Annotated in this window: 21 protein-coding genes; 12 read left to right on the top strand and 9 right to left on the bottom strand. The window is 33.7% G+C overall.

The features are described 5' to 3' along the window. Window positions 1-14: 14 nt before the first annotated feature. From BW926_RS00280 to BW926_RS00270, 3 genes are all read left to right on the top strand, one after another. Window positions 15-1,088, top strand: a complete 1,074-nt coding sequence (locus BW926_RS00280; RefSeq protein WP_076443397.1) for a chryseobasin maturation metalloprotease ChrP — start codon at window positions 15-17, stop codon at window positions 1,086-1,088. Between the two features lie 38 nt (window positions 1,089-1,126). Next, a complete protein-coding gene (gene rpe / locus BW926_RS00275) occupies window positions 1,127-1,777 on the top strand; it encodes a ribulose-phosphate 3-epimerase (protein WP_076443396.1) in 651 nt (216 codons plus the stop codon). 854 nt (window positions 1,778-2,631) lie between these two features. Beyond that, window positions 2,632-4,470 carry an alpha-L-fucosidase gene (locus BW926_RS00270; protein WP_076443395.1) on the top strand — a complete coding sequence of 613 codons (1,839 nt, stop codon included), beginning with the start codon at window positions 2,632-2,634 and terminating at the stop codon, window positions 4,468-4,470. 128 nt (window positions 4,471-4,598) lie between these two features. On the opposite strand, the gene BW926_RS00265 is transcribed toward BW926_RS00270, so the two are convergent. The 9 genes from BW926_RS00265 to BW926_RS00225 form a co-directional block, all read right to left on the bottom strand. Continuing rightward, window positions 4,599-5,015, bottom strand: coding sequence for a nucleoside-diphosphate kinase (locus tag BW926_RS00265; protein ID WP_076443394.1), 417 nt, complete (start codon window positions 5,013-5,015; stop codon window positions 4,599-4,601). Between the two features lie 429 nt (window positions 5,016-5,444). Next, the gene (rsgA, locus tag BW926_RS00260) at window positions 5,445-6,371 is read right to left on the bottom strand and encodes a ribosome small subunit-dependent GTPase A (protein WP_076443393.1); all 927 of its coding nucleotides are present in this window, start codon (window positions 6,369-6,371) and stop codon (window positions 5,445-5,447) included. A 119-nt stretch (window positions 6,372-6,490) separates the two neighbouring features. Further along, entirely contained in the window at window positions 6,491-7,570 is a 1,080-nt protein-coding gene (locus BW926_RS00255) for a chorismate mutase (protein WP_076443392.1), read from the bottom strand. Window positions 7,571-8,051: 481 nt separating this feature from the next. Further along, window positions 8,052-8,636: a hypothetical protein gene (locus tag BW926_RS00250; RefSeq protein WP_228403362.1), complete on the bottom strand. Its 585-nt coding sequence runs from the start codon at window positions 8,634-8,636 to the stop codon at window positions 8,052-8,054. 32 nt (window positions 8,637-8,668) lie between these two features. After that, window positions 8,669-9,754: a DNA polymerase III subunit gamma/tau gene (gene dnaX / locus BW926_RS00245; RefSeq protein WP_076443391.1), complete on the bottom strand. Its 1,086-nt coding sequence runs from the start codon at window positions 9,752-9,754 to the stop codon at window positions 8,669-8,671. Window positions 9,755-9,854: 100 nt separating this feature from the next. Beyond that, window positions 9,855-10,484: a TetR/AcrR family transcriptional regulator gene (locus BW926_RS00240; protein ID WP_076443390.1), complete on the bottom strand. Its 630-nt coding sequence runs from the start codon at window positions 10,482-10,484 to the stop codon at window positions 9,855-9,857. A gap of 8 nt (window positions 10,485-10,492) precedes the next feature. After that, on the bottom strand, window positions 10,493-11,746 hold the full coding sequence (locus BW926_RS00235; protein WP_076443389.1) for an aminotransferase class I/II-fold pyridoxal phosphate-dependent enzyme: 1,254 nt from the start codon (window positions 11,744-11,746) through the stop codon (window positions 10,493-10,495). Window positions 11,747-12,416: 670 nt separating this feature from the next. After that, window positions 12,417-12,635 carry a hypothetical protein gene (locus BW926_RS00230; protein ID WP_076443388.1) on the bottom strand — a complete coding sequence of 73 codons (219 nt, stop codon included), beginning with the start codon at window positions 12,633-12,635 and terminating at the stop codon, window positions 12,417-12,419. A 480-nt stretch (window positions 12,636-13,115) separates the two neighbouring features. Next, window positions 13,116-14,699: a Na+/H+ antiporter gene (locus BW926_RS00225; RefSeq protein ID WP_076443387.1), complete on the bottom strand. Its 1,584-nt coding sequence runs from the start codon at window positions 14,697-14,699 to the stop codon at window positions 13,116-13,118. A 472-nt stretch (window positions 14,700-15,171) separates the two neighbouring features. Between BW926_RS00225 and BW926_RS00220 the strand changes: the two genes are divergently transcribed. From BW926_RS00220 to BW926_RS00180, 9 genes are all read left to right on the top strand, one after another. Continuing rightward, window positions 15,172-15,588, top strand: coding sequence for a hypothetical protein (locus BW926_RS00220; protein WP_076443386.1), 417 nt, complete (start codon window positions 15,172-15,174; stop codon window positions 15,586-15,588). A gap of 441 nt (window positions 15,589-16,029) precedes the next feature. Beyond that, window positions 16,030-16,284, top strand: a complete 255-nt coding sequence (locus BW926_RS00215; RefSeq protein WP_076443385.1) for a hypothetical protein — start codon at window positions 16,030-16,032, stop codon at window positions 16,282-16,284. A gap of 460 nt (window positions 16,285-16,744) precedes the next feature. Beyond that, window positions 16,745-17,071: a DUF6660 family protein gene (locus BW926_RS00210; protein WP_076443384.1), complete on the top strand. Its 327-nt coding sequence runs from the start codon at window positions 16,745-16,747 to the stop codon at window positions 17,069-17,071. Window positions 17,072-17,225: 154 nt separating this feature from the next. Further along, the gene (locus BW926_RS00205) at window positions 17,226-21,590 is read left to right on the top strand and encodes a CusA/CzcA family heavy metal efflux RND transporter (RefSeq protein ID WP_076443383.1); all 4,365 of its coding nucleotides are present in this window, start codon (window positions 17,226-17,228) and stop codon (window positions 21,588-21,590) included. Window positions 21,591-21,594: 4 nt separating this feature from the next. Next, window positions 21,595-22,851, top strand: a complete 1,257-nt coding sequence (locus BW926_RS00200; protein ID WP_076443382.1) for an efflux RND transporter periplasmic adaptor subunit — start codon at window positions 21,595-21,597, stop codon at window positions 22,849-22,851. A 129-nt stretch (window positions 22,852-22,980) separates the two neighbouring features. Next, window positions 22,981-23,370 carry a hypothetical protein gene (locus BW926_RS00195; protein ID WP_083672223.1) on the top strand — a complete coding sequence of 130 codons (390 nt, stop codon included), beginning with the start codon at window positions 22,981-22,983 and terminating at the stop codon, window positions 23,368-23,370. Window positions 23,371-23,449: 79 nt separating this feature from the next. Beyond that, window positions 23,450-23,896, top strand: coding sequence for a thioredoxin family protein (locus tag BW926_RS00190; protein ID WP_076443381.1), 447 nt, complete (start codon window positions 23,450-23,452; stop codon window positions 23,894-23,896). Between the two features lie 5 nt (window positions 23,897-23,901). Beyond that, on the top strand, window positions 23,902-24,828 hold the full coding sequence (locus BW926_RS00185) for an FAD:protein FMN transferase (RefSeq protein ID WP_076443380.1): 927 nt from the start codon (window positions 23,902-23,904) through the stop codon (window positions 24,826-24,828). A gap of 44 nt (window positions 24,829-24,872) precedes the next feature. Continuing rightward, window positions 24,873-25,100: a DUF4266 domain-containing protein gene (locus BW926_RS00180; RefSeq protein ID WP_076443379.1), complete on the top strand. Its 228-nt coding sequence runs from the start codon at window positions 24,873-24,875 to the stop codon at window positions 25,098-25,100. Window positions 25,101-25,114 lie beyond the last annotated feature (14 nt).

The following is a 25,114-nucleotide window of genomic DNA, read 5'->3' as shown; positions in this document are numbered from 1 at the left end:
AATCATTCCTTTTTATGAAATTTGAAAAGAAATCTTTGAAATTTTTAGAAAAATACTTAAACACTTCATCACCAACCGGTTACGAACACGAAGGGCAAAAAATATGGATGGATTACATCAGGCCATATGTGGATAAAATTGAAGTTGATTATTACGGAACATGCTATGGCATAATCAATCCCGAAGCGGAATTTAAAGTAGTAATTGAAGCGCATGCTGATGAAATTTCTTGGTATGTTAACTATATTACTGATGATGGTTTAATTTATGTCATCCGAAACGGTGGCTCTGATCAGACCATTGCGCCTTCAAAAGTAGTTCATATTCATGGTGAAAAAGGTATTGTAAAAGGTGTATTCGGATGGCCAGCTATTCATACTAGAGCGAATCAAAACGAACCCACTCCAAAAATTGAAAATATATTCATAGACTGTGGTGCAACTTCTAAAAAAGAGGTTGAGGACCTGGGAGTTTATGTTGGCTGCATGATCACTTACCCTGACGAATTCTTTGAGATGAACGATCGTTATTTCGTCTGCCGCGCCCTTGATAACAGGGTTGGCGGATTTATGATTGCGGAAGTGGTGAGACTTTTAAGCGAAAATAAAAAATCTATTCCGTTTGGATTATACATTACGAATTCCGTACAGGAAGAAGTAGGATTATATGGTGCTGATATGATTGCAGATACTATTAAACCTAATATTGCTATCGTTACAGACGTTACCCATGACACCACAACTCCAATGATCGAAAAGAAAAAGGAAGGCGATCAAAAATGCGGTGCCGGTCCGGTAGTTTTTTTTGCCCCAAGTGTTCATCACACCATCAGGGAGTTGATTATCGAAACGGCAAAAGCTAAGAAAATCCCTTATCAAAGAGCTGCCGCAAGCCGTGCAACAGGAACAGATACAGATGCTTTCGCACATTCCAACGGGGGTGTCCCAAGTGCATTAATTTCCTTACCTTTGCGCTACATGCATACGACAGTGGAAATGGTTTCTAAAGAAGACGTAGGAAATGTAATCAAGCTCATCTACGAAACAATCTTGAAGATAAAACCGGATATGAAACTGAAATATCATTAATAAAAGTAAAAAAGAGACAAGTTAAAAGTAAAAAGTAAATGAAAACGAAGCTTATTGCTCCTTCCCTTTTATCTGCAGACTTTGGGAATCTGCAAAGAGACATTGAAATGTTGAACAATTCTCAAGCAGACTGGCTCCATGTAGATGTGATGGACGGAAGATTTGTCCCTAACATTTCTTTCGGGTTTCCGGTAATGAGGACCGTTCAGAAGCATGCCAAAAAATTTGTGGATGTGCATTTAATGATTGTAGAGCCTGAAAAATATGTTGAAGAATTTGTAAATCATGGTGCAGATTTGGTTTCTGTTCATTATGAAGCTTGTACCCACCTTCACAGAACCATCCACCATATTCAGAGTTTAGGAGCAAAAGCAGGTGTTGTTTTAAACCCTTCCACTCCTGTTTTAATGCTCGAAGACATTATTGCTGATGTAGACTTGGTTTTACTAATGAGTGTTAACCCTGGATTTGGAGGACAAAAATTTATTGAAAACACTTATAAAAAAATTGCTGAAACAAAAGATTTGATTTTAAGCAACAATTCTACTGCACTTATTGAAATAGATGGCGGAGTGAATCTTGACAATGCAGCAAAGCTTTTCGAAGCTGGAGCAGATGTCCTAGTAGCAGGCAATGCTGTTTTCTCTGCGGACAACCCGGAAAGGACAATAGAATTATTAAAGATTTAATTTTCTTTATCAAAAATACAATCAAAAGGCAATTCATTTGAACTGCCTTTTTCTTTGAAAATCTAAGCTTTAATGGTTATTAGTTTAAGACTTTAATACTGTGGTGTAAAGATCAGAAAAATTCAGATACAAAGTATCCGTAAAAACACGGAATTTTAAAAATGCTTTTATCTATATCCTGATTATGATTAAAAATTTTTAACTAATCTATTTTATTCTATATACAGGCACAAACAGTCACGGCAATAGTTTATAGAGAAAAAAGTCCTAATATTATTAAACAAATTTCATATTTTTCAAAACTGCTACGCAGATTTTAAATAGCTTCTGTCAATAAGCAGACGATATCAATTTTATCTAATTGATTATTAGGAACATTTCCAAACATTATTACTCCTAAAAACACCAATCAAATAAACAAAACATGAAAAACCGGATTGCACATCGATCCAAAAATGTTAAAATCGGAAGCTAAATTATATTCCCATAAAGCTCACGAAAAATACAAGATTAGATTTTCTTTATTGATAAATTGCATTGATTTCGGATATTCAGTGCCTGACAATTTTCCAATCCCAAAACTACAAAACAAGAATGAGCATAAAATCTATGTTATTAAGGCTGTAAGAACAGTAATAATAATTCAAAATATTGTCATCATTTCATATATTCTATTTTAATAAATTAAACTATTATTATTTACTAAAAATAATACATTTAAAATGCTTTTATATTGAATATAATTAAACAATAATTCGAAAAAATTAATAATTAATGACAATTATCAGAATATCCAGCCATTATATAGGGATTTATCTAAAGCTTTCTTTACTTTAGTAACCAAAAGACAAGTAATGAAAGGAAAATTATTGTGTTTAATCTCTTTAGGGCTTTTATTAACAGGAAAAATAAATGCTCAAAGTATAAGTTCTGAAACCAAGAAAATGGAATGGTTTCAAGATGCAAAACTGGGAATTTTTATTCATTGGGGAATTTATTCAGTAGATGGAATTCCTGAATCATGGGCGTTTTTCAATAATTATATTAGTCATGAAAATTATATGAAGCAGCTTAATGGTTTTTCTGCTTCACAATACCGTCCACAAGAATGGATTAGGTTGATAAAAGATTCCGGTGCAAAATATGCTGTGATCACTACAAAACATCACGACGGCGTTGCTCTCTGGGATTCAAAAGCCGACAAATCAATTACAATTCCTAAAAATTCTTTAGCTAAGAAAGATGTTCTCACGCCTTTCATCTCCGAACTTAAAAAAGCAGGCTTAAAAACTGGTCTTTATTATTCTCTTCCGGATTGGAGCCATCCTTATTATGACATTAATACACGAACAAAAAAGCGATACGAAATAAAAAACGACCCCAATCGTTGGAAAAATTTTGTAAGCTATTATCAAGGCCAGTTCAATGAATTATCCACGCAATATAAACCGGATCTTTTATGGTTTGATGGGGATTGGGAACATACTTCTGATGAATGGCAAGCCCCAAAAACCCTGGAAAATCTGAAAAAATTCAATCCTAATATTATCATCAATTCCAGATTGAACAATCACGGCGACTACGAAACTCCTGAACAGGGTGTCCCAGTAGTAAAACCCCATAACGACTTTTGGGAGCTTTGCTACACTATGAATGACAGCTGGGGATATCAGCCTTTCGATCAAAACTTTAAAACCCCTAACATGATTGTCAGAACTCTAGCAGACGTAATCAGTATGGGAGGAAATCTATTGCTGGACATCGGGCCGAAAGAAGACGGGACTATTCCTGAAAAGCAGATAGAAATTTTAAAAAATTTAGCACGTTGGACTTCAAAAAATTCCGATGCAATATACGGAACCCGAAATGGCTTGCCTTTTGAAAATTATAAAGGAAAATCTGCTATTTCAAAGGATGGGAAAAAATTATTCATTTATTTAGAAGAAGCGAAAGATTTTACTAAAATTTATGGTTTAAATTCAATTCCAAAATCTGCCAGGGTAATCGGTGATCCTACCGGAAAAGTTGTATACAAGACTGATTCCAACGGTAATATGACTTTATATTTTTCTAATGTCAAATTTGATCAGGATGTTACAGTTATTGAACTAAGCTTTAACGATAAAATTAAGTTAAATCCAAACATTAAAAAAGAAAATTATACATTAGACCAGATTTTAGAAAATAAAAATGCAAAATCTGCAGTATACGAAATTGCAGAGCAATTGTATAAAGGAAATAATATATTTAATAATTCAGGGCTGGCAGGCGATGGAACAGACATGCTAAAAAAAAATGCCAATACAAATCCTGAAACTTATAACTGGATTAATAAACATTCGGAAGTTCTTTTTGAAACCGGAAAAGGCCTTCCAGAGGGACATTATTCAGGAAATACAGTTCTTTCTAAAGACAGACAGACATTATATCTTTTTGTAGAAGGTACCCCAACCGGCCCGATTGCTTTAAAAGGGATCAAAAACGGAATTGCCAGAATACGGATTGCTGGTGAAGGATCACTAATTCCTCATACAGTTTATAACAAATTATACTGGAGCCAGATTCCCGGAATTATTTACATTGACGCCCCTAAGGAAAGGCTGGATAAAAACATGACTGTAATTGCGGTTTTATTAGATAAACCCATAGAATTGTATCGCGAAAAAGTGGGCGCGATTGAGAATAATTTGTAAAATATTTGGCCTCGATCAATCGTATGGAATTTGGTTCATTAAACTGAGAGCAGAAACTCTCAAAACCACTTTCTATAAAAACAAAATCCGGAGAATTTTCTCCGGATTTCTTATGATAAATAATTTTCTTAGAAAATTTCTCTTCCAGAAAAATGGAATTTTGCTTCAATAAGAGCATTTTCGTCAGAGTCAGAACCATGAACAGCATTTTCACCGATATTCCTTGCAAACATTTTTCTAATCGTACCTTCCGCAGCTTCTGCAGGGTTAGTAGAACCTATTAATGTTCTGAAATCCTCAACAGCATTGTTTTTTTCAAGAACAGCAGCCACGATTGGCCCTGAACTCATAAACTCAACTAATTCCCCATAGAAAGGTCTTTCAGCGTGTACTTCGTAGAATCTTTTTGCATCAGCTACAGTAAGCTGTGTCAATTTCATTGCTTTGATCTTGAAACCATCTTCTGCAATTTTACCTAATATAGCACCGATATGTCCGTCTGCCACAGCATCAGGTTTTATCATAGTGAAAGTAATGTTAGACATAAATGTATATTTTTTTAATGGCGCAAAAATACAAAAAATATCTTTGATTTTAATTTTAAAATATTTTTAACACAAAAATAACTTTTATTAAGAAATCTTGAACGAAACTTTGGCATGGTAATTGTTTGTTCTAATGCGATTCTCATGTTTAATTTGAGTTTTCATGGTTATTAGTTTTTACCCAGCCTCGGCTGGGTTTTTTATTAATGGATAATCCCCAAATTTTACAGCTAACCTAAAGATTTTTAAACAATTAAACAAACGTTTAATTATTTGATCAATATAATAACAAAATTAATATTTAAAGCAATGATAAATATTTAATAATTAAGTTTAATATAAGAATCGAAATATATTACCTATAGATGTACATAATAAGTTTATTCAACAAAATTTTGTTAAGATTAGATTATTTCCAATAATGGATGATTATTTTTGAGAAGAAACTTCGGCTTCTTCCATTAATTTAATATAGGTAGAATACCTCGAATGTTGTATATTGCCAGTTTCTAATGAATCAATTACGGCACATTTCGGTTCATTAATATGAAGACAGTTATGGTATTTACATTCTTCTCTCTTTTTAAAAATTTCCGGAAAATAATGCTGGACTTCATCTTTTTCGATATCGATCATTGCAAACTCCCGAACACCGGGTGTATCAATTACATTTCCTCCAAAACCCCAAAAATGCATTTGGGCAAAAGTTGTAGTGTGTTTACCTTTTAAATGAATGTCAGAAATTTCAGAAGTTTTTAAATTAAGTCCAGGCTGCAAAGCATTTACCAAAGTAGATTTTCCGCATCCGGAATGCCCAAAAAATACAGAAGTCTTGTCTTTAAGAATTTCCTGAAGCAAATCTAAATTTAATTTTGAATAAGAGGAAATCTCTAATGTTTCATATCCAATTTCCTGATAAAGAAATTCCATATCTTTTATAATTTCTATTTCTTCTTTATGCAAAACATCAATTTTATTGAATAATATTAATGGTATTATATTATACGCTTCACAACATGCCAAAAAGCGGTCGAGAAAACCCAAAGAAGTTTCAGGATGCTTTAAGGTAAAAATAAAACAGGCTAAATCGATGTTTGATGCAATGATATGTGCTTCTTTAGAAAGGTTTACAGATTTTCTGATCAGGTAATTTCTGCGCGGCTCAATTTTTGTGATCCAGGCAATATCGTCCTGCTCAAGCTGAAATTCCACAAAATCTCCTACAGCAAGCGGATTGGTAAGCCTGGTTTTAATTAACTTAAATTTTCCGCGAATTCTAGCCTCGAAGATCTTTTCGGTTTCCAATTCTAAAACTTGATACCAGCTTCCTGTAGATTTAATGATTTTTCCTTTCATATACTAAGATAGTACAAATATAAGGTTTTCGGATTAGGTTTGAGGGTTTTGTGCAACTTTAAAAACACTTTTGAATATTATTCTAATTACTTCACTAGCCCTAAAACTCCCAAACGCAATTACCTGTCAATCATAATATTATTTTGCACCTCGATAGATTCTTCATGAATAGATTTGAAAACTTTTTCAATAAATTCCTGTGACATTCCGGTTTCTAAAGCTTTCTGGCTAGCATATTCCGTGATTACTTTCCAACGTTCTGGTTGGAATATTGCAATGTCATTTTCTTTCTTGAGCTTACCAATTTTTTCAGAAATTTTCATTCTTTGAGACAGCAACTCAATCAGCTGAAAGTCAATATCAGAAATCAGAGTCCTGTGTCTACCCATTTCTTCCTCAAACCCGGCTAATCCACTGTTTCTCACTTTTAAATTCCCAATCAATTCTGCTAAAACTTCAGGTGTAATCTGTTGTGCAGCATCACTCCACGCTTCATCAGGATTGCTGTGTGTCTCAATAATAGCCCCCTGGTAACCAACGTTTAAAGCTTCCTGAGTGATATCTGCCAGTCCCGTCCTGTTTCCACAGATATGAGATGGATCGATCAGCATCGGGATATTAGGAAACTGACTCTTAAGATCCAAAGCAATCTGCCAGTTGGGATTATTTCGGTATTTCGTTTTTTGGTATGTTGAAAATCCTCTGTGAATTACACCAAGCTTTTTAATATCCTGACCCACAAGCCTTTCCAAAGCACCAATCCATAAAGCTAAATCAGGATTTACCGGGTTTTTTACAAAAACAGGTTTATCAACTCCTCTTAAAGCCATTGCAATTTCCTGCACGGTAAAAGGATTTACTGTAGAGCGTGCACCGACCCAAAGAATATCAACATCAGCCTCCAAAGCCGCAAAAACGTGATGAGCGTTGGCTACTTCCGTGGCGGTTTTAAAGCCGTACTCCTCCTTTACTTTTTTCAGCCAGTTCAGACCGATTACTCCTACTCCTTCAAATCCGTTGGGTTTGGTACGTGGTTTCCAGATTCCTGCACGGAAAATCGGTACCTGCGCATTGCTTTCCCTGATTCTTCTTGCCGTTTCCAACATTTGAGCTTCACTTTCAGCACTGCACGGTCCTGCAATCATCAATGGTCGTGAAAACTCGTCGATCCAATCATTTTTTAATTCTTTTAGGTTCATTATTGTTGATTTATTTTTATTATTATTATTATTATTAACTAATTTCGGTCAATAGCCATTCGCATTATAAATTTACTTTATAATTCTTTTCAAAAAAAGCCGTTAAAATTATTAAAGGTGATAGAAAAAAGGAATTAACAATTCATTGTTTCCAGATTTTTTGGAAAGAAATTCAGATTAAACAATACCAATAATAAGACCGGTAATAATTTCTGAAATTTCTAAAATAAGAAAATACAAAGCTAAAATATCCGCTAAAAAAGAAATTAGCGGGTGTAAAAGCAGACATGGATGTTTTTGATAAATGTTCCACCGTGAATTTTGTCTATACTATAGCTTTTAAAATGATATCTGATTTATTAAAAAATAATTTTCTGCTCAAATATTTGACAAATATATAAAATTTATTTTGATGAAGCTTTATTTTATGAATTCATTAAATAGATAAATTTTCAGCTTTTTTACTTTGACAAAGTATTTATTATGTGAGATCAAATCTCATTAAGTCATCCAGATCTTTAAGCAAAGGATTTTTTTCAATGAATTTTTCAAAGATTTTCCTTCTAGTCATTACTTCTACTTTTAGATTTTCGAAGTCTCTTTTGTATTCAATTTCTATGGAAAAATTGTGGACTTTTGTTTTAAAATGATTGAAAAAGTCTCTGCTTATCTTATCAAATTCCACTTTTGCGGAGTCCGAAGGATATAAAATTGTAATTTGATTTTCCCCTGATTTTAAAAGTTTAAAAGTTTTAATCGCATTAAAAACAAAGGCATCTTTCTTTTGAAGCTGTTTTAATAATAAGTTCCATTCTGCCTGAAGGTCTGTTTCTGTAAAATGATTTTGGGGAAGTACTTCAGTTTTTATCCCTATTTTTTCATCTTCTTCCGGCTTTTCTTCTTTATTTAAAAAAGCATTGATACTGAAACCTGTAGAGATCACTTGTTTGGATAGTGGCTTGCTCGTTTTTTTAATTTCAAATTCCTGCGCAACAGTAACACTGACGGTTCGTTCTGTAGCTATTTGTTTTTTTTCTTTTTCAATGGAAGTTTCAGGAAATTTCATTTCCTGTTTTTCATTGAGAAACGGAGCTAATATTATAAACTTTTTTTTTTAGAAACGTCTGGATTAGCCATAAGAGAAGCCAATTGCATTAGAGCAATTTCTACCGTTAGCCTGGGATTTTTAGAGTTTTTATAATTGATGTCTGCATGATTACATATTTCAATTGCGTCTATCAATTGCTGAGCATTCCAATTTTGGGACTGTTGCACAAACTTAGCTTTTGTTTGTTCACCTACCTCAATTAAGTCAATCGTTGAAACATTTTGAGCCATCATCAGATCTCTAAAATGATTTCCTAATCCTGCAATAAAAATATGCGGATCGAATCCTTTTTTTATAATTTCGTTAAATGCAAAAAGTACTTCTGGAATTTTACTTTCCTTTGCAAGATCTACCACTTTCAGATATTGATCATAATCTAGGATGTTTAATACTTCAGCGGCTTTTGTAAGCGTAATATTCTTTTGTGAAAATGTAGAAAGTCTGTCAAAAATAGAAAGCGCATCTCTCAATGCTCCATCTGCCTTTTGAGCAATAAGATACAATGCATCATCTTCGTACTGAATATTCTCTTTTTGAGCTATATTTCGAAGGTGAGCCTGAATATCTTCAATCAGGATTCTCTTAAAATCATAGATCTGGCAACGTGATAAAATGGTTGGAATAATTTTGTGCTTTTCTGTGGTTGCCAAAATGAAAATGGCATGACCCGGCGGCTCTTCAAGAGTTTTAAGGAAAGCGTTAAACGCTGCGGAAGATAACATATGAACCTCGTCGATGATATATACTTTGTATTTACCAACCTGAGGGGCAAAACGAACCTGGTCAATTAGTTCTCTAATATCATCTACAGAGTTATTGGAAGCAGCATCTAGCTCATAGATGTTATATGCAAAGCCGTCTTCTGAAACTGAACCATCTTTTTCATTAATCTTTCTAGCCAGAATTCTGGCACATGTGGTTTTCCCGACACCTCTCGGACCACAGAACAATAAAGCCTGAGCGAGCTGATTTTCTTGAATTGCGTGTTCTAAAGTATCTGTAATGTGAGATTGCCCGACAACAGTGTCAAACTCCTGTGGGCGATACTTCCGTGCAGATACAATAAAATTTTCCATTGGCCAAAAGTAAGAAATATAGTTTTAATTTGAAAATTAAAAGTTTCCAAATTTTCAACAAAAACTTATTTATTGGTCAATAGGAAAATTTTTCTCATCATTATTTTGTTTCGTAAGCGAAATCAATGATCTCTATGATAGCTTTTTCAATTTCTTTCCTTCCCTCTTCACTTTTAAGGTCAATCCCACAGAACTTGGATGCATTGTACCCTGTGTAAAGGTTCAGATAATAAGCTCCGGAAACAAGAAGAGCAGCAATGGCACGATACCTTGTAGACATATCCTTGAAATGCGGATCAACAATTTTTGTAAAAAGCAATTCTCCGATCTCTTCTCTCTCGTCGGCGATTTTTTTTAAGATAGGCTTATTCTCAGAAAGTCCCCAAAGAATAATTTTTTGAAGCTCCTTGTTTTTTTTGATATTTTCAAACTGATTGAGAATAGCAACTTTAGATAATTCTTTACCTCCATCCGAGAAATCAACATGGATACTATCCTGGTTCATTTTGCTCCAGTAATCCTGAGATTTAATATATTCATCTATGAGCTTTTCGGTACTCCCGAAATACTCATAAATGAGTTTTTTATCAAATCCTGCTACAGCAGCAATTTTACTCACTTTTAACCCTGAGTAACCTTTTGTTCTTAAAATTTTTCCTACTGCAGCGAGCAGTTTTTGTTTAGTTTTTTCTTTATCCCTTATTGGGCCTTGTACAACTTTTCTAGGCATGTTGTTAATTATTTTTTTGCAATATTCAGTTTTTTATCAATATCCTCAAACGCGTTGAGTGTTTTATCCAGGTGCTCCCTCTCATGAGTAGCCATAATACTCATCCTTATGCGTGCATCTTTTCTCGCTACTGCGGGATATATGATAGGATTTGTATAGATACCTCTTTCTATTAGTAGTTTTCCAACATCTCCTGTTATATGAGGATCACCAATTTTTACAGGAATTATCGCTGAACATGTTGTTCCGGTTTCCAAACCGAGGTCATTAAGTCCTTTTTTGAAATAATTTATATTCTCCCAAAGCTTGGCACGCCATTGTGGTTCTTCATCTATTAATTCAATAGCTTTAATAATTCCCATTGAAGAAGGGGGCATTGTTGCTGAGAAAATTTGCTGACGAGATTGAAATCTGATAAAATTTGCCAGTTTTTCATTCGTAATTACATAACCTCCCAGACTCCCGAATGTTTTACTGAATGTACCTGTGATAATGTCTATCTTATCCAGTAATCCTGTATCTTCAATCGTCCCTCTTCCAGTTTTGCCTAAAATCCCCACTCCATGTACATCATCAATCATCAAATAGGCGTTATATTTTTTTACCAATTTATAAATTTCTTCAATCGGAGCAATATCCCCATCCTGAGAATAAACCCCATCGATCACTACCAGCTTTGTACGATACTGCTTTTCAGATGTTTTTAAGATCTGTTCCAGAGCTTCAAGATTATTATGAGGAAAAGTTTTTCTATTTGTAAGAATACATCCTTCATAAACACTTGCATGCACTGCCATATCTACAATGGCAATATCTTCTTTTTGAAGCAGGATCTGCAGTGTTGCACTATTTGCTGTATACCCAGTAGTAAAAATTACAGCTTCATCCTGCTTTCTTCCAAAAAAAGAAGCTATTTTCTTTTCTAATTCATTATGGTAAAGATAATACCCTCCGATAAGGGGAGTTGCGGCCGTACCTGTACCATATTTTTCGATACCCTCGATTGCTGCCTGTTTCACTTTTGGGTGCTGTGTAAAGCCTAAATAATCGCTGGTAACAAAACTTACGAACTCTTTCGTTGCATTTTCTGTGCCAACATTCATGACAGAGCTACATCCCGTATTATTTCTAAGCCTGTAACGGTGTCCATTCGATTTCATATATTCCAGAAAATCATAATAGATATCTGCTCGTTGCATCATATCATATCCTGGAATATTTTCAAAATCTTTAAAAGTTGCTGTTGAAAAGTTAATGTTCATCCTATTATTGTTAGCTGTTAATATAACAAATATAGATTATTTTAAAAAAAAATATAGAGATTTTCTCCTATTAATTACTATGTGTGAAATACTTTATTTAAAAGTTTTAAAAATGAGATTTATCTATAATCGATTTTATCAATTCTATTAAAAAAATAAAATGAAAAATCTATTTATTTTTTAAAAATTAAACATCTAATTAACATTTTTTAAGAAAAGTCACTTTGAAAAGCTATTACTAAAAGCTTTGATCAAATTTTAATCTTTAATTTTTCAAGAATATTTTTGCCTGTGTCTCTTGTTCATGATATTAATACCCGTTGATAAAAAACGGCAATTTTCTTGTTTTTAAAACCTTCTCCAACATGCTTCAAAGTCTCTAATTCTCTATACGAATATTAAACAAGTTTATCTTCTACTACAATTTCACCATTCGAAGAATTGATGATCAGAAATTCCGGCTGATGAGAGGGAGTGATTATATAGACAAATCGCAATAATTTTAAAATATATGGTGAAAAGAAGTGAAAACACTCTATGTTGAATGGATTTATAAACTTCACTCATATTCTTCATTCTTATTCTAGAAAATACACTGTAAATTGCTCCTAAAAAGTTTTACAATATATAAAATGAATTTTTAAAGATTAAGAAAAATATCCAAAATTGATCAATATCTTCTGAAGCTTTTAAGTAAAATAATTTCGGAAACTCTTTCGTCTTTGAAAGTGAGAGATAGAATAATCCTTTTTCCAAGCCACGTTTTTCCTACTTCATAGGTCCATGTTTTACTTCTGAAATAATTAAATCCGTTGAAGGTGCCTCCTATTTCTTTCACAATTTCACGACGGGTTTTACCCATCAAGTGGCTGTAATATTCTTTTTTCATATCGTGCGTTTTTGTCTTTTATAAACAAAAAAGAGACCAAAAATTAATATAAACTTCTGATCTCTAAATACAAAGACAAGTATTATTTATTTTAAATAACAAAAACAGCCCTATAATCAAAAGAGAGATACCCGTTGCGCATTTTAAATCTTTGTATTTCGGAATTAAGTGAAAGTCCTTTATTTAAATAGTTTAAAGAAATTAAAACCAATTCTTCGTCTTTTTTGTGTTTTTTATCTTCACAAGATTAAACAATTTTTTGAAATAAAACCATTTAATAAAAGTGAACAAAAACCATCTCCGAACAATTTAAAACTTTTATGGTCATGATTTTGGAAAACAATCAATAAACTTATTTAAAGAATATACGCATCACTTCAATCAATATATTAAAAAGATGATATTAAAGCCCACTTATGTGAGATAGTCTTATAATAAAGTGGTAAAAAAGATGAGTATCCGTAGAAAAATTTAACCTTTTTAATGAACCAATAACATTCTTTCTTCCTCCAGATCAATCTTCATAAGGTGCTTTCTGATAAGGTCTTCATCAAAATGCTGGTTTTTATCATGATTCTGCTCAATAAGCCAGGCTCTCTGTACATTAAGAATATCAAGATAGGCCATTTTGATCTCCGAGGAAAGCTTTATATCAGATTCTTCGTCTATCTTCCCTTTCCATTTTTCATGAACCTGTTGTAAAAATGGGCTTTTCTCAAGGAGATTTCCATAGTTCTTCGCTAAATGATTAATTGTCATTTTTGCCATTTCCCGGCGGATCAGGTCCTCTGCCTCATCATCAGGAAGATGATCGTTAAAAGACTGCATATTCATTTTTTTGATCAGATATGGCAGTGTCAAACCCTGTACTACCAATGTTGTAAGAATTACAATAAATGTGATAAACAGCACAAGATTTCTCTGGGGAAAATCAGCCCCTCCATGATATAATTTTACTGGAATTGATAAAGCTGCGGCCAGAGAAACCACTCCCCTCATCCCCGTCCATCCCAAAAGAACCGGTGCTTTGAATCCTGGGCTTCTGACATCTGCTACAGTAATATAGTTCCTCGCAATCAATGTGATGATAACAGCACCATAAGCAGATAAAATTCTAACTATAACCAAAACAGCTGTAATTAACAAACCATAACCAACAGCTCCGGCAATACTTACTCCGTCAAGATTTGCAGTAATTTCCGGAAGATCTAATCCTATTAAAATAAAAACCAGCCCGTTGAGCACAAAAGCAAGGCTTTCCCAGACATTATTCCCACGCAAACGGGAAGATGTGCTTAAAAAATTATGCCTATTATTAGACAAAAGCAAACCTCCACTGACAACCGCCAAAACACCCGAACTATGCACTTCTTCGGCTGCAATATACATGACATAAGGCGCAACAATCGTAAGAATAGTATCCATATTGGCATCTGTAGGAAGAATCTTCTGCCCTTTCATGAACAACCAACCAACAAATAAGCCAATGCCAACTCCTCCAATCACCATCCATGAAAAGCTTAGAACAGCTTCTTGCCATACAAATTGACCCGTGGCTACCGCGATCATCGCAAAACGGAAAATAATCAGTGAAGAGGCATCATTCAAAAGACTTTCACCTTCCAGAATTGATGACATTCTTTTAGGTACTTTTACAAACTTCAAAATTGCATTTGCGCTCACAGCATCAGGCGGAGAAACAATTCCTCCCAATAAAAAACCAAGCGCAAGAGAAAATCCCGGGATAAAATGGTTGGCTACAAAAGCTACTGTAGTTGCCGTCAAGAAAACTACTACAAATGCAAAACTTCCTATAATTCTTCTCCATTTCCATAGTTCTTTCCATGAAATAGCCCAGGCTGCTTCATATAATAAAGGTGGAAGAAAGATAATAAAAATTAATGCCGGATCAATCCTGATCATCGGAATATTTGGAATAAAGCTGATTAGTAATCCTGCAACAACAAGTAAAACGGGATATGCAACCTTTATCTTATTTGCCAACATAATTAGCAAAACAATAGCAATAATAAGTGAGAGGTAAAAGGGAAAATCTTCTATCATTTGTGCGAGATTTTTATGCAATTATAATTAAAATTTTAAAGAATTCAATAGTATGTAATATAAAGCGGTAATTTTCTTCGATTTTAATCAATAATTTTATCTTAAATCAGTTTAGCATCCAAATAGTTGTTAAAGAAAAATAAACTCTGGATTAATATTTAAAACTTGTTTAAATTTTTTAGGGGTTATTTTTGTCTATTTAAGCAAGAGTAAAGACCTACAAAATTTAAACAGATTTTCAAATATAATTCACAAATAAATGATAATTATTGACAACACATTTTTTAATTTTAAAAATTTTGTTAAAAAAATCAAACAATGTAAATATCGAAAAAGCAGTCAATTAAGTTAAAATTTTACGTTTAAATTAACATTAGTTTAAATATTATATACCTTATAGGGCATAGTATTTGTAAAGTTTACATTGTATACACAATCACTTTAGTATAATAACCTTAATACACAAAATATCATGAACGTCGCAGATCTAAAAATTAAAAACTTAGTAGAATACAAAAATCAGATTTATAATATTACTGAGATATTCCAAGACAATGAAAAAGATTATTTTGTAAAAATTGAAAATGACATTCACAGTTTCTCTATTCCCGCAAAAGCAATAAAACCTATCCAAATTACGGAAGAGTGGCTGGAAAAATTTGGATTTTCGAGAACATACATCTCTGAACAGCGCATCAGATATGAAAGACCCGAACCATTTATCAAATATGATATCGACCTTGATTCGAGAAAAATTGTTGATGGTTTAAAAATTTACGGAAATTCAATCAAATGCAAATATATTCATGAATTTCAAAACATTTTTTCATGTTTATTCGGGAAAGAGCCCACTGCAATGAACTATGGATTAATTGGCACCAAATCTTAATTATAATATATTACCCAATCAAAAAACCACAACCATAAAGTTGTGGTTTTTTGATTAAATATATCAGATTTTCAATTTTAATCTTTGTAGGATTTAACAAACGTCCGAAAACAGAATAAGTGAAAAAATAAAATACACTTAATCAAGAGCTTCATAGTATTTTTTATTCAATTTTAAGCTAATAAATTCTTTTAAAAAGAAATTTTGTTGTTGCAAGCTTATTAATATATTCACAAAAACACTCAGAAATATTAATTATATTTCAATAAATAATTATTTTAAATAAAAAATTAACAGTAAAATAGAAAAATATCTATATACAAAATTTTATTAATCAAAAAACCATAGTAAATTTGTACTGCGATTTTTTATATCTAAAAAAACACAAAATGATAGATAAGCTTCAAATAAAAATTCACAATTAAAAATAGAAGCTCAACAATGGAAAAAAACACACTTAAAGGACATATCCCTTCCTATACAGATGGTATTTCGGATCAACTTTCATTTGAATTAAAAGAATTCTATGGATTGGAAATTCCCGAAAATACAAAAAATGATGAACTCATATATACCTTGCGTAAAACCTTATTTGGAACAATGTACAAAAATATTCATGTTAAAATTTATTCCGGAAAGGTCATTGATTATAAAATTACTTATAAAATTTTAGGATTTCAATTAAATTTAAATTAACTATTAAAAGCCTTTTTTCCTTGGATAATGCATCACAAAAATTAATTATCTTTTATAAAGAAGGCGACACCTAAACCAACTGCAAAGGTACTGCTTGAAACTTGTGGCATTTCAAAGTATCTCTCGCGGCATTGGTTGCTTAATGTGAATCAGGCCAATATCACGGAATATGGAACTTACGCAAAAGTTCTCTATCCTTTTTGATTTTCATTTGTTTTCTATCCAAGTGTACCAAAATATTCGCAATGAATAATTGTAAAGGAATTCCTTATTATGTTTCATTAAAAGCTAGTTGCTTTATACCTGACACAAATCTTGCAAATATATGTTTAAAATAATTTTTTCATTGGAATTAATACTCAAAGTAGACTTTATCTGAAATCATATTTTATGTCATATTCAAAAATTTAATTTCAGATTAAAAAGCTTTCAGATTAAAATATATTTTTAAATTTGCTTTATGAATACTCTAAGACTACTTCTTATAATCTATTTCGCGGTATTGGTTATATTACCGTGCAATGATGCTAAGGCACAGTCTTATTCTGGAGAAATCACAAAAATTTCCAGTTATTCTGAAGACTCACATTCCAAAGATAAAGGAGATATATGCTCTCCGTTATGTATTTGTAATTGCTGCCAGATGGCCATTGGTTCCTTTAAAATAGAACCTGTTTTAAACTTACCTAAGCATATAAAAACCTATTTTTCCAAAAAGATTCTTTTCCAAAAGAATGATTTTGCTTATCTGGTGTACGATCGGATTTGGCAGCCTCCTAAAATTTAATCTTTATTGATTTTAATGGAAGATATTTGTCTTTCATCCATTTGTAGCGGAAACTTTGCAATATCATTGCAGCGTATTCCAATTCATCCTTGTTGCCGTTTGGAATTCATCTTTAAATGACAAACCGTTTGGCTTTCAATAAAAACTAAATTCAATGTTAGATAATATCATACGATTTAGCATCAGGAATAAAATCATTATCGGATTGATGACCTTGATGTTGATCATTTGGGGAGTCTGGAGTGCTACCAGATTACCTATTGATGCTGTACCTGACATCACCAACAATCAGGTACAAATTATTACAGTTTGTCCAACACTTGCAGGGCAGGAAGTTGAGCAACTCGTCACATTTCCTATAGAGCAAAGTATAGCCAATATTCCTGATATCGAAGAAACAAGAAGTATTTCCCGGTTCGGATTGTCTGTAATTACGGTTGTTTTCAAAGAAGATGTTGATATTTATTTTGTCCGTCAATTGATCAGTGAACATCTGAATCGGGTTGTGGAAGAAATTCCCAAAGGAATTGGAACACCTGAAATGGCTCCCGTCAGTACTGGTTTGGGCGAAGTATACCAATATATTCTCCACCCCATAAAAGGAAGTGAGAAAAAATACAGCAGTAAAGATTTACGAACCATGCAGGACTGGATTGTCCGCAGACAGCTTAACGGAACTCCAGGAGTAGCAGAAATTAATAGTTTTGGCGGAGAATTAAAACAATATGAAGTTGCTGTAGATCCTAATCGCTTAAAAGCAATGGGAATAAGCATCACGGATATTTTTACTGCTTTAGAAAAGAACAATCAAAATACAGGAGGAGCTTATATTGATAAAAAACCAAATGCTTACTTTATCCGGGGAATCGGGATTGTCACCTCGATTGAAGATATTAAAAATATTGCCGTAAAAAACGAGACCGGAAGTGTTCCAATCTTCATAAAAGATGTTGCCAATGTAGGTTTTGGGCATGCAGTCCGCTATGGTGCTTTGACTTATAATGGCGAAGTTGATGCAGTCGGAGGAGTAGTTATGATGCTGAAAGGAGCAAACAGTAATGAAGTTGTAAAAAATATTAAACATAAAATTCCAACAATTCAGAAGTCGCTTCCGGCAGATGTTGTGATAGAACCCTTTTTAGATAGAACAGACTTGGTAAAAAGAGCCATCAGCACTGTGAAAAAGAACCTGATTGAAGGAGCTTTGATTGTCATTTTCGTATTGGTTTTGTTCCTTGGAAATCTCAGGGCAGGTTTGATTGTGGCTTCAGCAATTCCGCTGTCTCTGCTTTTCGCATTGGGAATGATGAATGTTTTTGGGGTAAGTGCCAACTTAATGAGTTTAGGTGCTATCGATTTTGGTTTGATTGTCGATGGAGCGGTGATTATTGTAGAGGCTACACTCCACCATTTAGGTTTAAAAAAAACCAATAAAATTCTTACACAAGTTGAAATGGATGAAGAAGTTTTCCTCTCAACTTCAAAAATCAGAAACAGTGCCGCATTCGGAGAGATTATAATTCTTATTGTTTACATTCCAATTTTAACGTTGGCAGGTGTTGAAGGTAAAATGTTTATCCCAATGGCAAAGACCGTGGGATTTGCAATTTTAGGTGCCTTAATTTTATCATTAACCTACCTTCCAATGATAAGTACATTGTTTCTATCTAAAAAACCTCATCATAAAGAAAATTTTTCAGATAAAATAATGAACAAACTTCAGAAGATATACCAGCCTTTACTCGAAAAAGCCCTGAAAATCAAATACTGGCTGGTTGGAGGAACTGTGGCTTTGTTTACTGTTGCGATTTTAATTTTCGGTAGAATGGGTGGGGAATTCATTCCGCAATTACAAGAAGGGGATTACGCCTTTCATTGTATTCTCCCGCAAGGAAGTTCTTTAAGCCAAAGTATCGAAACATCAATGCAGGCTTCGAGGATGATTAAAAAATTTGATGAGGTAAAAATGGTTATCGGAAAAACAGGAGCTGCAGAAGTGCCCACCGATCCAATGCCGCCTGAAGCAACCGACCTAATTGTAGTTCTTAAACCACAAAAAGAATGGAAAACAAAAAAAGCTTATGATAAACTAGCCGATGAAATTTCAGAAAAGCTGGAGACAATTCCCGGGGTTTTCTTTGAAAAGAATCAGCCAATCCAGATGCGATTTAATGAGCTGATGACAGGAATCAGACAGGATGTTGCAGTAAAGATTTTTGGTGAAAACTTAGATTCGCTGGCTATTTATGCAGATAAAACAGCTACAGTAATCCAGTCTGTAAAAGGTGCTACTTCTCCACAGATAGAAAGGGTAAGTGGCCTTCCCCAGATCAATGTGGAATACGACAGAACCAGGATGGCAAATTACGGATTGAATATTCAGGATGTCAACAAGGCTTTAAGTACCGCCTTTGCAGGGCAATCTGCAGGCCACGTTTTCGAAAATGAAAAAAGATTTGATCTGGTGATTCGTTTAGACAGCCTGTATAGGACTAATATAGATGATGTAAATAATCTAATGATTTCTACTAATTCCGGAATACAGGTTCCACTTTCTCAGGTAGCGAATATCAGTTATAAGCTCGGTCCCGCGCAGATCAGCCGGGAGGCCGGAAAACGAAGAATCGTAATTGGATTTAACGTGAAAGGCAGAGATGTTCAAAGTGTAGTGGAAGAAATTCAGGAAAAACTAAATAAAAAGGTAACACTACATTCCGGATATTACTTTACTTATGGCGGCCAGTTCGAAAACCTACAGGCGGCAAGTAAAAGATTAATGATTGCGGTTCCAGTATCCTTGATACTGATTTTTATGTTGCTTTATTTCACTTTTCATTCGTTTAGGCAGGCTGCTCTCATTTTTACATCTATTCCAATGAGTGCTATAGGAGGAGTTTTCTCATTATCATTACGAGATATGCCCTTCAGTATCAGTGCCGGAATTGGTTTTATTGCATTGTTTGGAGTAGCTGTTTTAAATGGAATTGTTTTGATCGGAACTTTCAACCAGCTTGAAAAGGAAGGTGAAACGGATATTCTAAAACGGGTAATAAAAGCAACTAAATCCAGATTAAGACCGGTTTTGATGACCGCAACAGTTGCTTCTTTAGGATTTTTACCCATGGCTATTTCTACAGGAGCGGGAGCAGAGGTTCAGAAACCTCTGGCTACGGTTGTTATCGGAGGTTTGGTAACGGCAACTTTTTTAACCTTGTTTGTTCTTCCGATGTTATACATTATTTTCAGTAAAAAAATTAATGTAAAAAAGATGAGGATTAAATCTGTAACGACAATTATTGGGCTGGGATTCTTGTTTTTGGGACAAGCTTTTAAAGCACAGCAAGGAAATCCATTAACTGTGGAACAGGCCATACAAATAGCTTTAATCAATAATAATCTGATTAAGTCAAAAGATTTGGATATTAAATCAGCAGAAGCTTTGAAACCAACAGCAAACGAGCTTCCTAAGTTGAATATTGCTGCACAATTAGGGCAATATAATTCGAAAAAATTCGACCAGTCTTTTGCAATTTCCCAAACCATTCCGTTTCCTTCTTTATTTAAAGTCAGAAAAGAGTTGATTAACGAACAAATCAAAGGAAAACAGATCAATAAAGAAATTTCGGCAAATGAATTAGCAAAACAGGTCAGAACCTATTATTATCAGATTGAATATTTGCAGTATAATCAGTTGAAACTGAAAAATCTTGACAGTTTGTATAACGATTTTATAAGAATTGCAACCGTAAGATTTAAAGCAGGAGATATTAAAAAGATTGAAATTAATACAGCCGAAACTCAGAAGGGTGAAATCAATTTATTATTAACCCAGAATGAAGTATATCTTACCAATGCTTACAGAAATCTAAAGACATTGTTGAATATTTCAGAGAATATAGCGGTACCGTCTGGTCAGAATTACCGTCCTTTGAAGGCAGATTATGTCCTGGACAGTTCAACTATTATAAAACATCCTACAGTAAGAGCTTTCTATCAGGAAATGGAAATTGCCGAAAGGAATAAAAATGTTGAAAAATCACAAGGTCTTCCGGAATTTACAATCGGCTATATCAACCAATCATTGATTGGTTTTCAGAATATTAACGGGATTGAACAGTATTTTAATGGTGGAAACAGATTTCATTCAGCAGCGATTGGAGTTTCTATTCCTCTTACCTTCAGAGCAACAAAAGCAAGAATACAATCTTTTGATTATCAGAAACAAATAGCAGAATCGAATGCTCAGTTTCAGCAAAAACAATTGAAAACGCAATTGGAAAATGCTTTTTACCAATATCAGCAAAACGTAAAGCAGTATGAATATTATGTGAACAAGGCAATTCCGAATGCAGAAAAAATTACTAAAGCAGGGCAATTGGGGTATAAAACGGGTGAGATTTCCTATGTGGAATATCTTTTTGCTTTGCAGACAGCAACCCAAATTCATTTAAAATATCTGGAATCTATCCAGCAGGTCAATGAGTCTGTAATAATCATTAATTCAATAATCAATAAATAAAAAAATGAATATCAAATATCATATTGTTTCAGGAGCATTGATTTTACTTTTCACTTTAAGCTGCCAAAAAAAGAAAGGGAATGAAGAAAACACTCAAACCAAGCAGCTGGAAAGAAATCATGAAGAAACACCACAAACCATTGCCGAGCCTACAGAAGAACAGATGAAATCAGTAAATGTCACTTTGGGAACCGTTGAAATGAAAGAACTTACATCAACCATCAAAGCCAATGGTCTATTAAGAGTTCCAAATAATAAGAAAGCCAATGTTACCTCCCTGTATGGTGGAGTGATCCAGACCATCAACGTTCAGATTGGTGATTTTGTGAGGAAAGGTCAGGTTTTGGCGAATATAAGCAATCCTGAATATATTCAGCTGCAGGAAAAGTATTTAACAGTTAACAGCAGAATTTCATTTGCAGAACAGGAATACAGAAGACAAAAGGAGCTGTTTGACAATGACGCTGGTGCAAAAAAGAATCTTCAAAGCTCTGACGCAGAACTGAAAAGCCTGAGAACTCAAAAAGCTTCACTTAGAAGGCAATTGCAATTAATGGGAATAAACCCTGCGGCGCTTACAAACGGAAATTTACGATCAGCACTCGTAATTACCGCACCGATCAGCGGCACAATCAGTAATATAAATGCACAGATCGGAAGTTATGTTGATGTTTCGTCTCCTGTTTTAGATATTATAGATAACAATTCTATTCATCTTGATTTGCAGGTTTTTGAAAAAGATCTGCAGAAAATGAGGGTGGGACAAATTGTACATTTTAAATTGACTAATAATCCTGATACTGAATATGATGCGGAAATTTACAGCATCGGATCTTCATTTGAAAATGAAAGCAAGACCATTTCTGTTCACGCCAACGTAACAGGAAATAAATCTGGATTAATTGATGGAATGAACATCACAGGAATTGTAAGCCTTGACAAAAGCACGACGCCTGCAATTCCCAATGAAGCCATTGTTGAGGCAGACGGAAAATATTATGTTTTTGTACAAACAGATAAAAACCCCGAAAATCATACAAAAGAAAAAGAGGATAAAGATCACGGACACCGGGCAGGAAATCTTGTAAAAAGGCAGCCCAAAATGAATTTTGAAAAAATTCAAATTATCAAAGGTTCTTCAGATATGGGATACACGGGAATTACTTCTGTAAGTCCTATTGCTCCTAATGCGAGAATTGTTATAAAAGGTGCGTTTTTCGTAAATGCAAAATTATCTGATTCCGGAGGTCATGGGCATTAAGTTATTCTAAGTCATAAAAAGGGGCATTTATTTTCCGTTTTGAAATTTTTAGAAAATAGCTTGTTTATGGATTTAATAATAATTACAATTTAAAATCATTCTTAATGAAAAAAAACATAATTTTGATTAGTGAAAAAGCTAATTGCTATAGTATTGCTGTCATTATATTTGGTTTCCACAACTGAATTATATCAGTTTTTGAAAATTCCCACTTTAATTGAACATTACTGGGAACATAAAAATTTGAACCCGGAAATGACTCTCATTGCATTTCTAAAGACACATTACGATCATCCTGTAAAGGATAAAGATTATACTAAAGACCGAAAATTACCTTTTGTCATTCATACAACACCGCTTGCATTAGTTTTCACAATTAATAAAGGTTTTATTTTTGAATTTAAGAATGGTCAGCCTGAGAAGATTAGGCATCACAAAATACCTTCATATGATGAAGATTTTTGCTATAAAGGCTATCTAAATTCTGTCTGGGAGCCCCCGAAATTTTCCTTTTTATAACTTCCTTTGTATTAGTTGGTTTCACTTATGGGGCCAAACACTATTATTTTCTAAAAAAATCATTATAAAAATTAAAATAATGAAAACAATACTTTCAGCCATATTGATGGTTGTATTTGCTGCTTATTTTCATGCACAAAGCAGATTGGAGAACGCAAAAAAAACAGCCATGGAAAACAAAGAGCTTATTTTGCTCAATTTTTCGGGTTCAGACTGGTGCATTCCATGTATTAAGCTTCATAAAAATATCATCGAAACAGATGAGTTTAAAAAACTTGAAGCAGAACATATTATTGTTTATATCAACGCAGATTTTCCCAGAAATAAAAAGAACCAGCTTTCACAGGAGATGAAAAAAGAAAATGCTTCTCTTGCTGATCAATACAACCAGAAAGGATTATTTCCTTACACTCTTTTATTGAATTCTGAAGGAAAGGTTCTGAAAAGTTGGGAAGGACTGCCTTCTGAAAATGCATTAGCCTTCAGCAAAGAAATCCGAAATATCAAGGAAAATCAAAACCCTTAAAAAAAATGTTAAAAGAATTCAAAAGACCTCAGAAACTAATGGGGAATGCTTTTGAAATTACCGTTATCTGTAATGATGAAAAAGCAGCAAACAAACATATTGATACTGCTATCCGGGAAATCCAAAGAATTGAAAATCTCCTCACAACCTTTAATGAAGAAAGCCAAACCAATCTCATCAACAAAAATGCAGGAATAATGCCTGTGAAAGTAGATTGGGAAATCTTTGATCTTATTGAAAGAAGCTTAAGAATAAGCAAAATTACAGACGGATATTTTGATATTTCTTACGGAGGAATCGATAAAAGCTTTTGGAATTTTGATCAAGAAATGAAACAGCTTCCTGATCCTGAACAGATAAAAAAACATCTGGAATTGGTCAATTATCAATACATCATTCTCAGCCGGGAAAATCAGACCGTTTTTCTGAAAGAAAAAGGAATGAGGATTGGTTTTGGCGGAATCGGTAAGGGATATGCAGCAGAAATGACAAAAAGGCTTCTCCAGAAAAAAGGTGTTTCTTCCGGAATTGTGAATGCTTCAGGAGATTTGACGGCTTGGGGAAATCAGGCAGACGGAAAACCCTGGACGGTTGGGATTGCCGATCCCGACAATGCCAAACAGCCATTTTCCTATATGAACATTACTGATATGGCAGTGGCAACATCGGGAAACTACGAAAAGTTTGTCATGATTGATGGTAAGAAATTTTCTCATACCATAAATCCTAAAACCGGAATGCCTGCTTCAGGGGTAAAAAGTGTTACCATTTTTTGTCCTAATGCAGAAATTGCCGATGCAATGGCAACTCCCATAAGTATTATGGGGATTGATGCAGCACTCAATATGGTGAATCAGATCAACCATATGGAATGCATCATTATAGACGATCAGGACAAAATATATTCATCTCAAAACATTAACCTAAAATGAGATCCTTGATTCTATTTTAAGCTAATAAAACAAATTCAATTCAAATGAAAAATCCATTTAAAATAGTAATAGTAATCTTTTTTGTAATGATAATTGCTTCAATGCAATCCTGCACTACAGTTAAAGAATACGAAAAAAATAAATTAAACGATGCCGAAATGATTCTCGGAAACCGAACGATTGAAAAGACTGAACTAAGCTTTCAATCCTACAGGGAAGGCTCTTCAGGAGCCAATGCAGGGAAAGTAGGCGGTGGCTGCGGATGTAATTAAAAAGAGTAATTGTA

Origin of the sequence: Chryseobacterium sp. RU37D, assembly GCF_900156075.1 — a bacterium.
Classification (GTDB): domain Bacteria; phylum Bacteroidota; class Bacteroidia; order Flavobacteriales; family Weeksellaceae; genus Chryseobacterium.
This window is presented reverse-complemented; position numbering and strand designations above follow the sequence as displayed.

Excerpts from the sequence above, each read along its gene's own strand:
- BW926_RS00265 (WP_076443394.1), bottom strand. The coding sequence starts at position 5,015 with ATGTCTAACATTACTTTCACTATGATAAAACCTGATGCTGTGGCAGAC.
- BW926_RS00180 (WP_076443379.1), top strand. The coding sequence starts at position 24,873 with ATGAAAAATCCATTTAAAATAGTAATAGTAATCTTTTTTGTAATGATA.
- BW926_RS00250 (WP_228403362.1), bottom strand. The coding sequence starts at position 8,636 with ATGAAATTTCCTGAAACTTCCATTGAAAAAGAAAAAAAACAAATAGCT.
- BW926_RS00255 (WP_076443392.1), bottom strand. The coding sequence starts at position 7,570 with ATGAACCTAAAAGAATTAAAAAATGATTGGATCGACGAGTTTTCACGA.
- BW926_RS00240 (WP_076443390.1), bottom strand. The coding sequence starts at position 10,484 with ATGCCTAGAAAAGTTGTACAAGGCCCAATAAGGGATAAAGAAAAAACT.
- BW926_RS00230 (WP_076443388.1), bottom strand. The coding sequence starts at position 12,635 with ATGAAAAAAGAATATTACAGCCACTTGATGGGTAAAACCCGTCGTGAA.
- rpe (WP_076443396.1), top strand. The coding sequence starts at position 1,127 with ATGAAAACGAAGCTTATTGCTCCTTCCCTTTTATCTGCAGACTTTGGG.
- BW926_RS00225 (WP_076443387.1), bottom strand. The coding sequence starts at position 14,699 with ATGATAGAAGATTTTCCCTTTTACCTCTCACTTATTATTGCTATTGTT.
- BW926_RS00185 (WP_076443380.1), top strand. The coding sequence starts at position 23,902 with ATGTTAAAAGAATTCAAAAGACCTCAGAAACTAATGGGGAATGCTTTT.
- BW926_RS00220 (WP_076443386.1), top strand. The coding sequence starts at position 15,172 with ATGAACGTCGCAGATCTAAAAATTAAAAACTTAGTAGAATACAAAAAT.
- BW926_RS00270 (WP_076443395.1), top strand. The coding sequence starts at position 2,632 with ATGAAAGGAAAATTATTGTGTTTAATCTCTTTAGGGCTTTTATTAACA.
- BW926_RS00190 (WP_076443381.1), top strand. The coding sequence starts at position 23,450 with ATGAAAACAATACTTTCAGCCATATTGATGGTTGTATTTGCTGCTTAT.
- BW926_RS00280 (WP_076443397.1), top strand. The coding sequence starts at position 15 with ATGAAATTTGAAAAGAAATCTTTGAAATTTTTAGAAAAATACTTAAAC.
- BW926_RS00210 (WP_076443384.1), top strand. The coding sequence starts at position 16,745 with ATGAATACTCTAAGACTACTTCTTATAATCTATTTCGCGGTATTGGTT.
- BW926_RS00200 (WP_076443382.1), top strand. The coding sequence starts at position 21,595 with ATGAATATCAAATATCATATTGTTTCAGGAGCATTGATTTTACTTTTC.
- rsgA (WP_076443393.1), bottom strand. The coding sequence starts at position 6,371 with ATGAAAGGAAAAATCATTAAATCTACAGGAAGCTGGTATCAAGTTTTA.
- BW926_RS00235 (WP_076443389.1), bottom strand. The coding sequence starts at position 11,746 with ATGAACATTAACTTTTCAACAGCAACTTTTAAAGATTTTGAAAATATT.
- BW926_RS00205 (WP_076443383.1), top strand. The coding sequence starts at position 17,226 with ATGTTAGATAATATCATACGATTTAGCATCAGGAATAAAATCATTATC.
- dnaX (WP_076443391.1), bottom strand. The coding sequence starts at position 9,754 with ATGGAAAATTTTATTGTATCTGCACGGAAGTATCGCCCACAGGAGTTT.
- BW926_RS00215 (WP_076443385.1), top strand. The coding sequence starts at position 16,030 with ATGGAAAAAAACACACTTAAAGGACATATCCCTTCCTATACAGATGGT.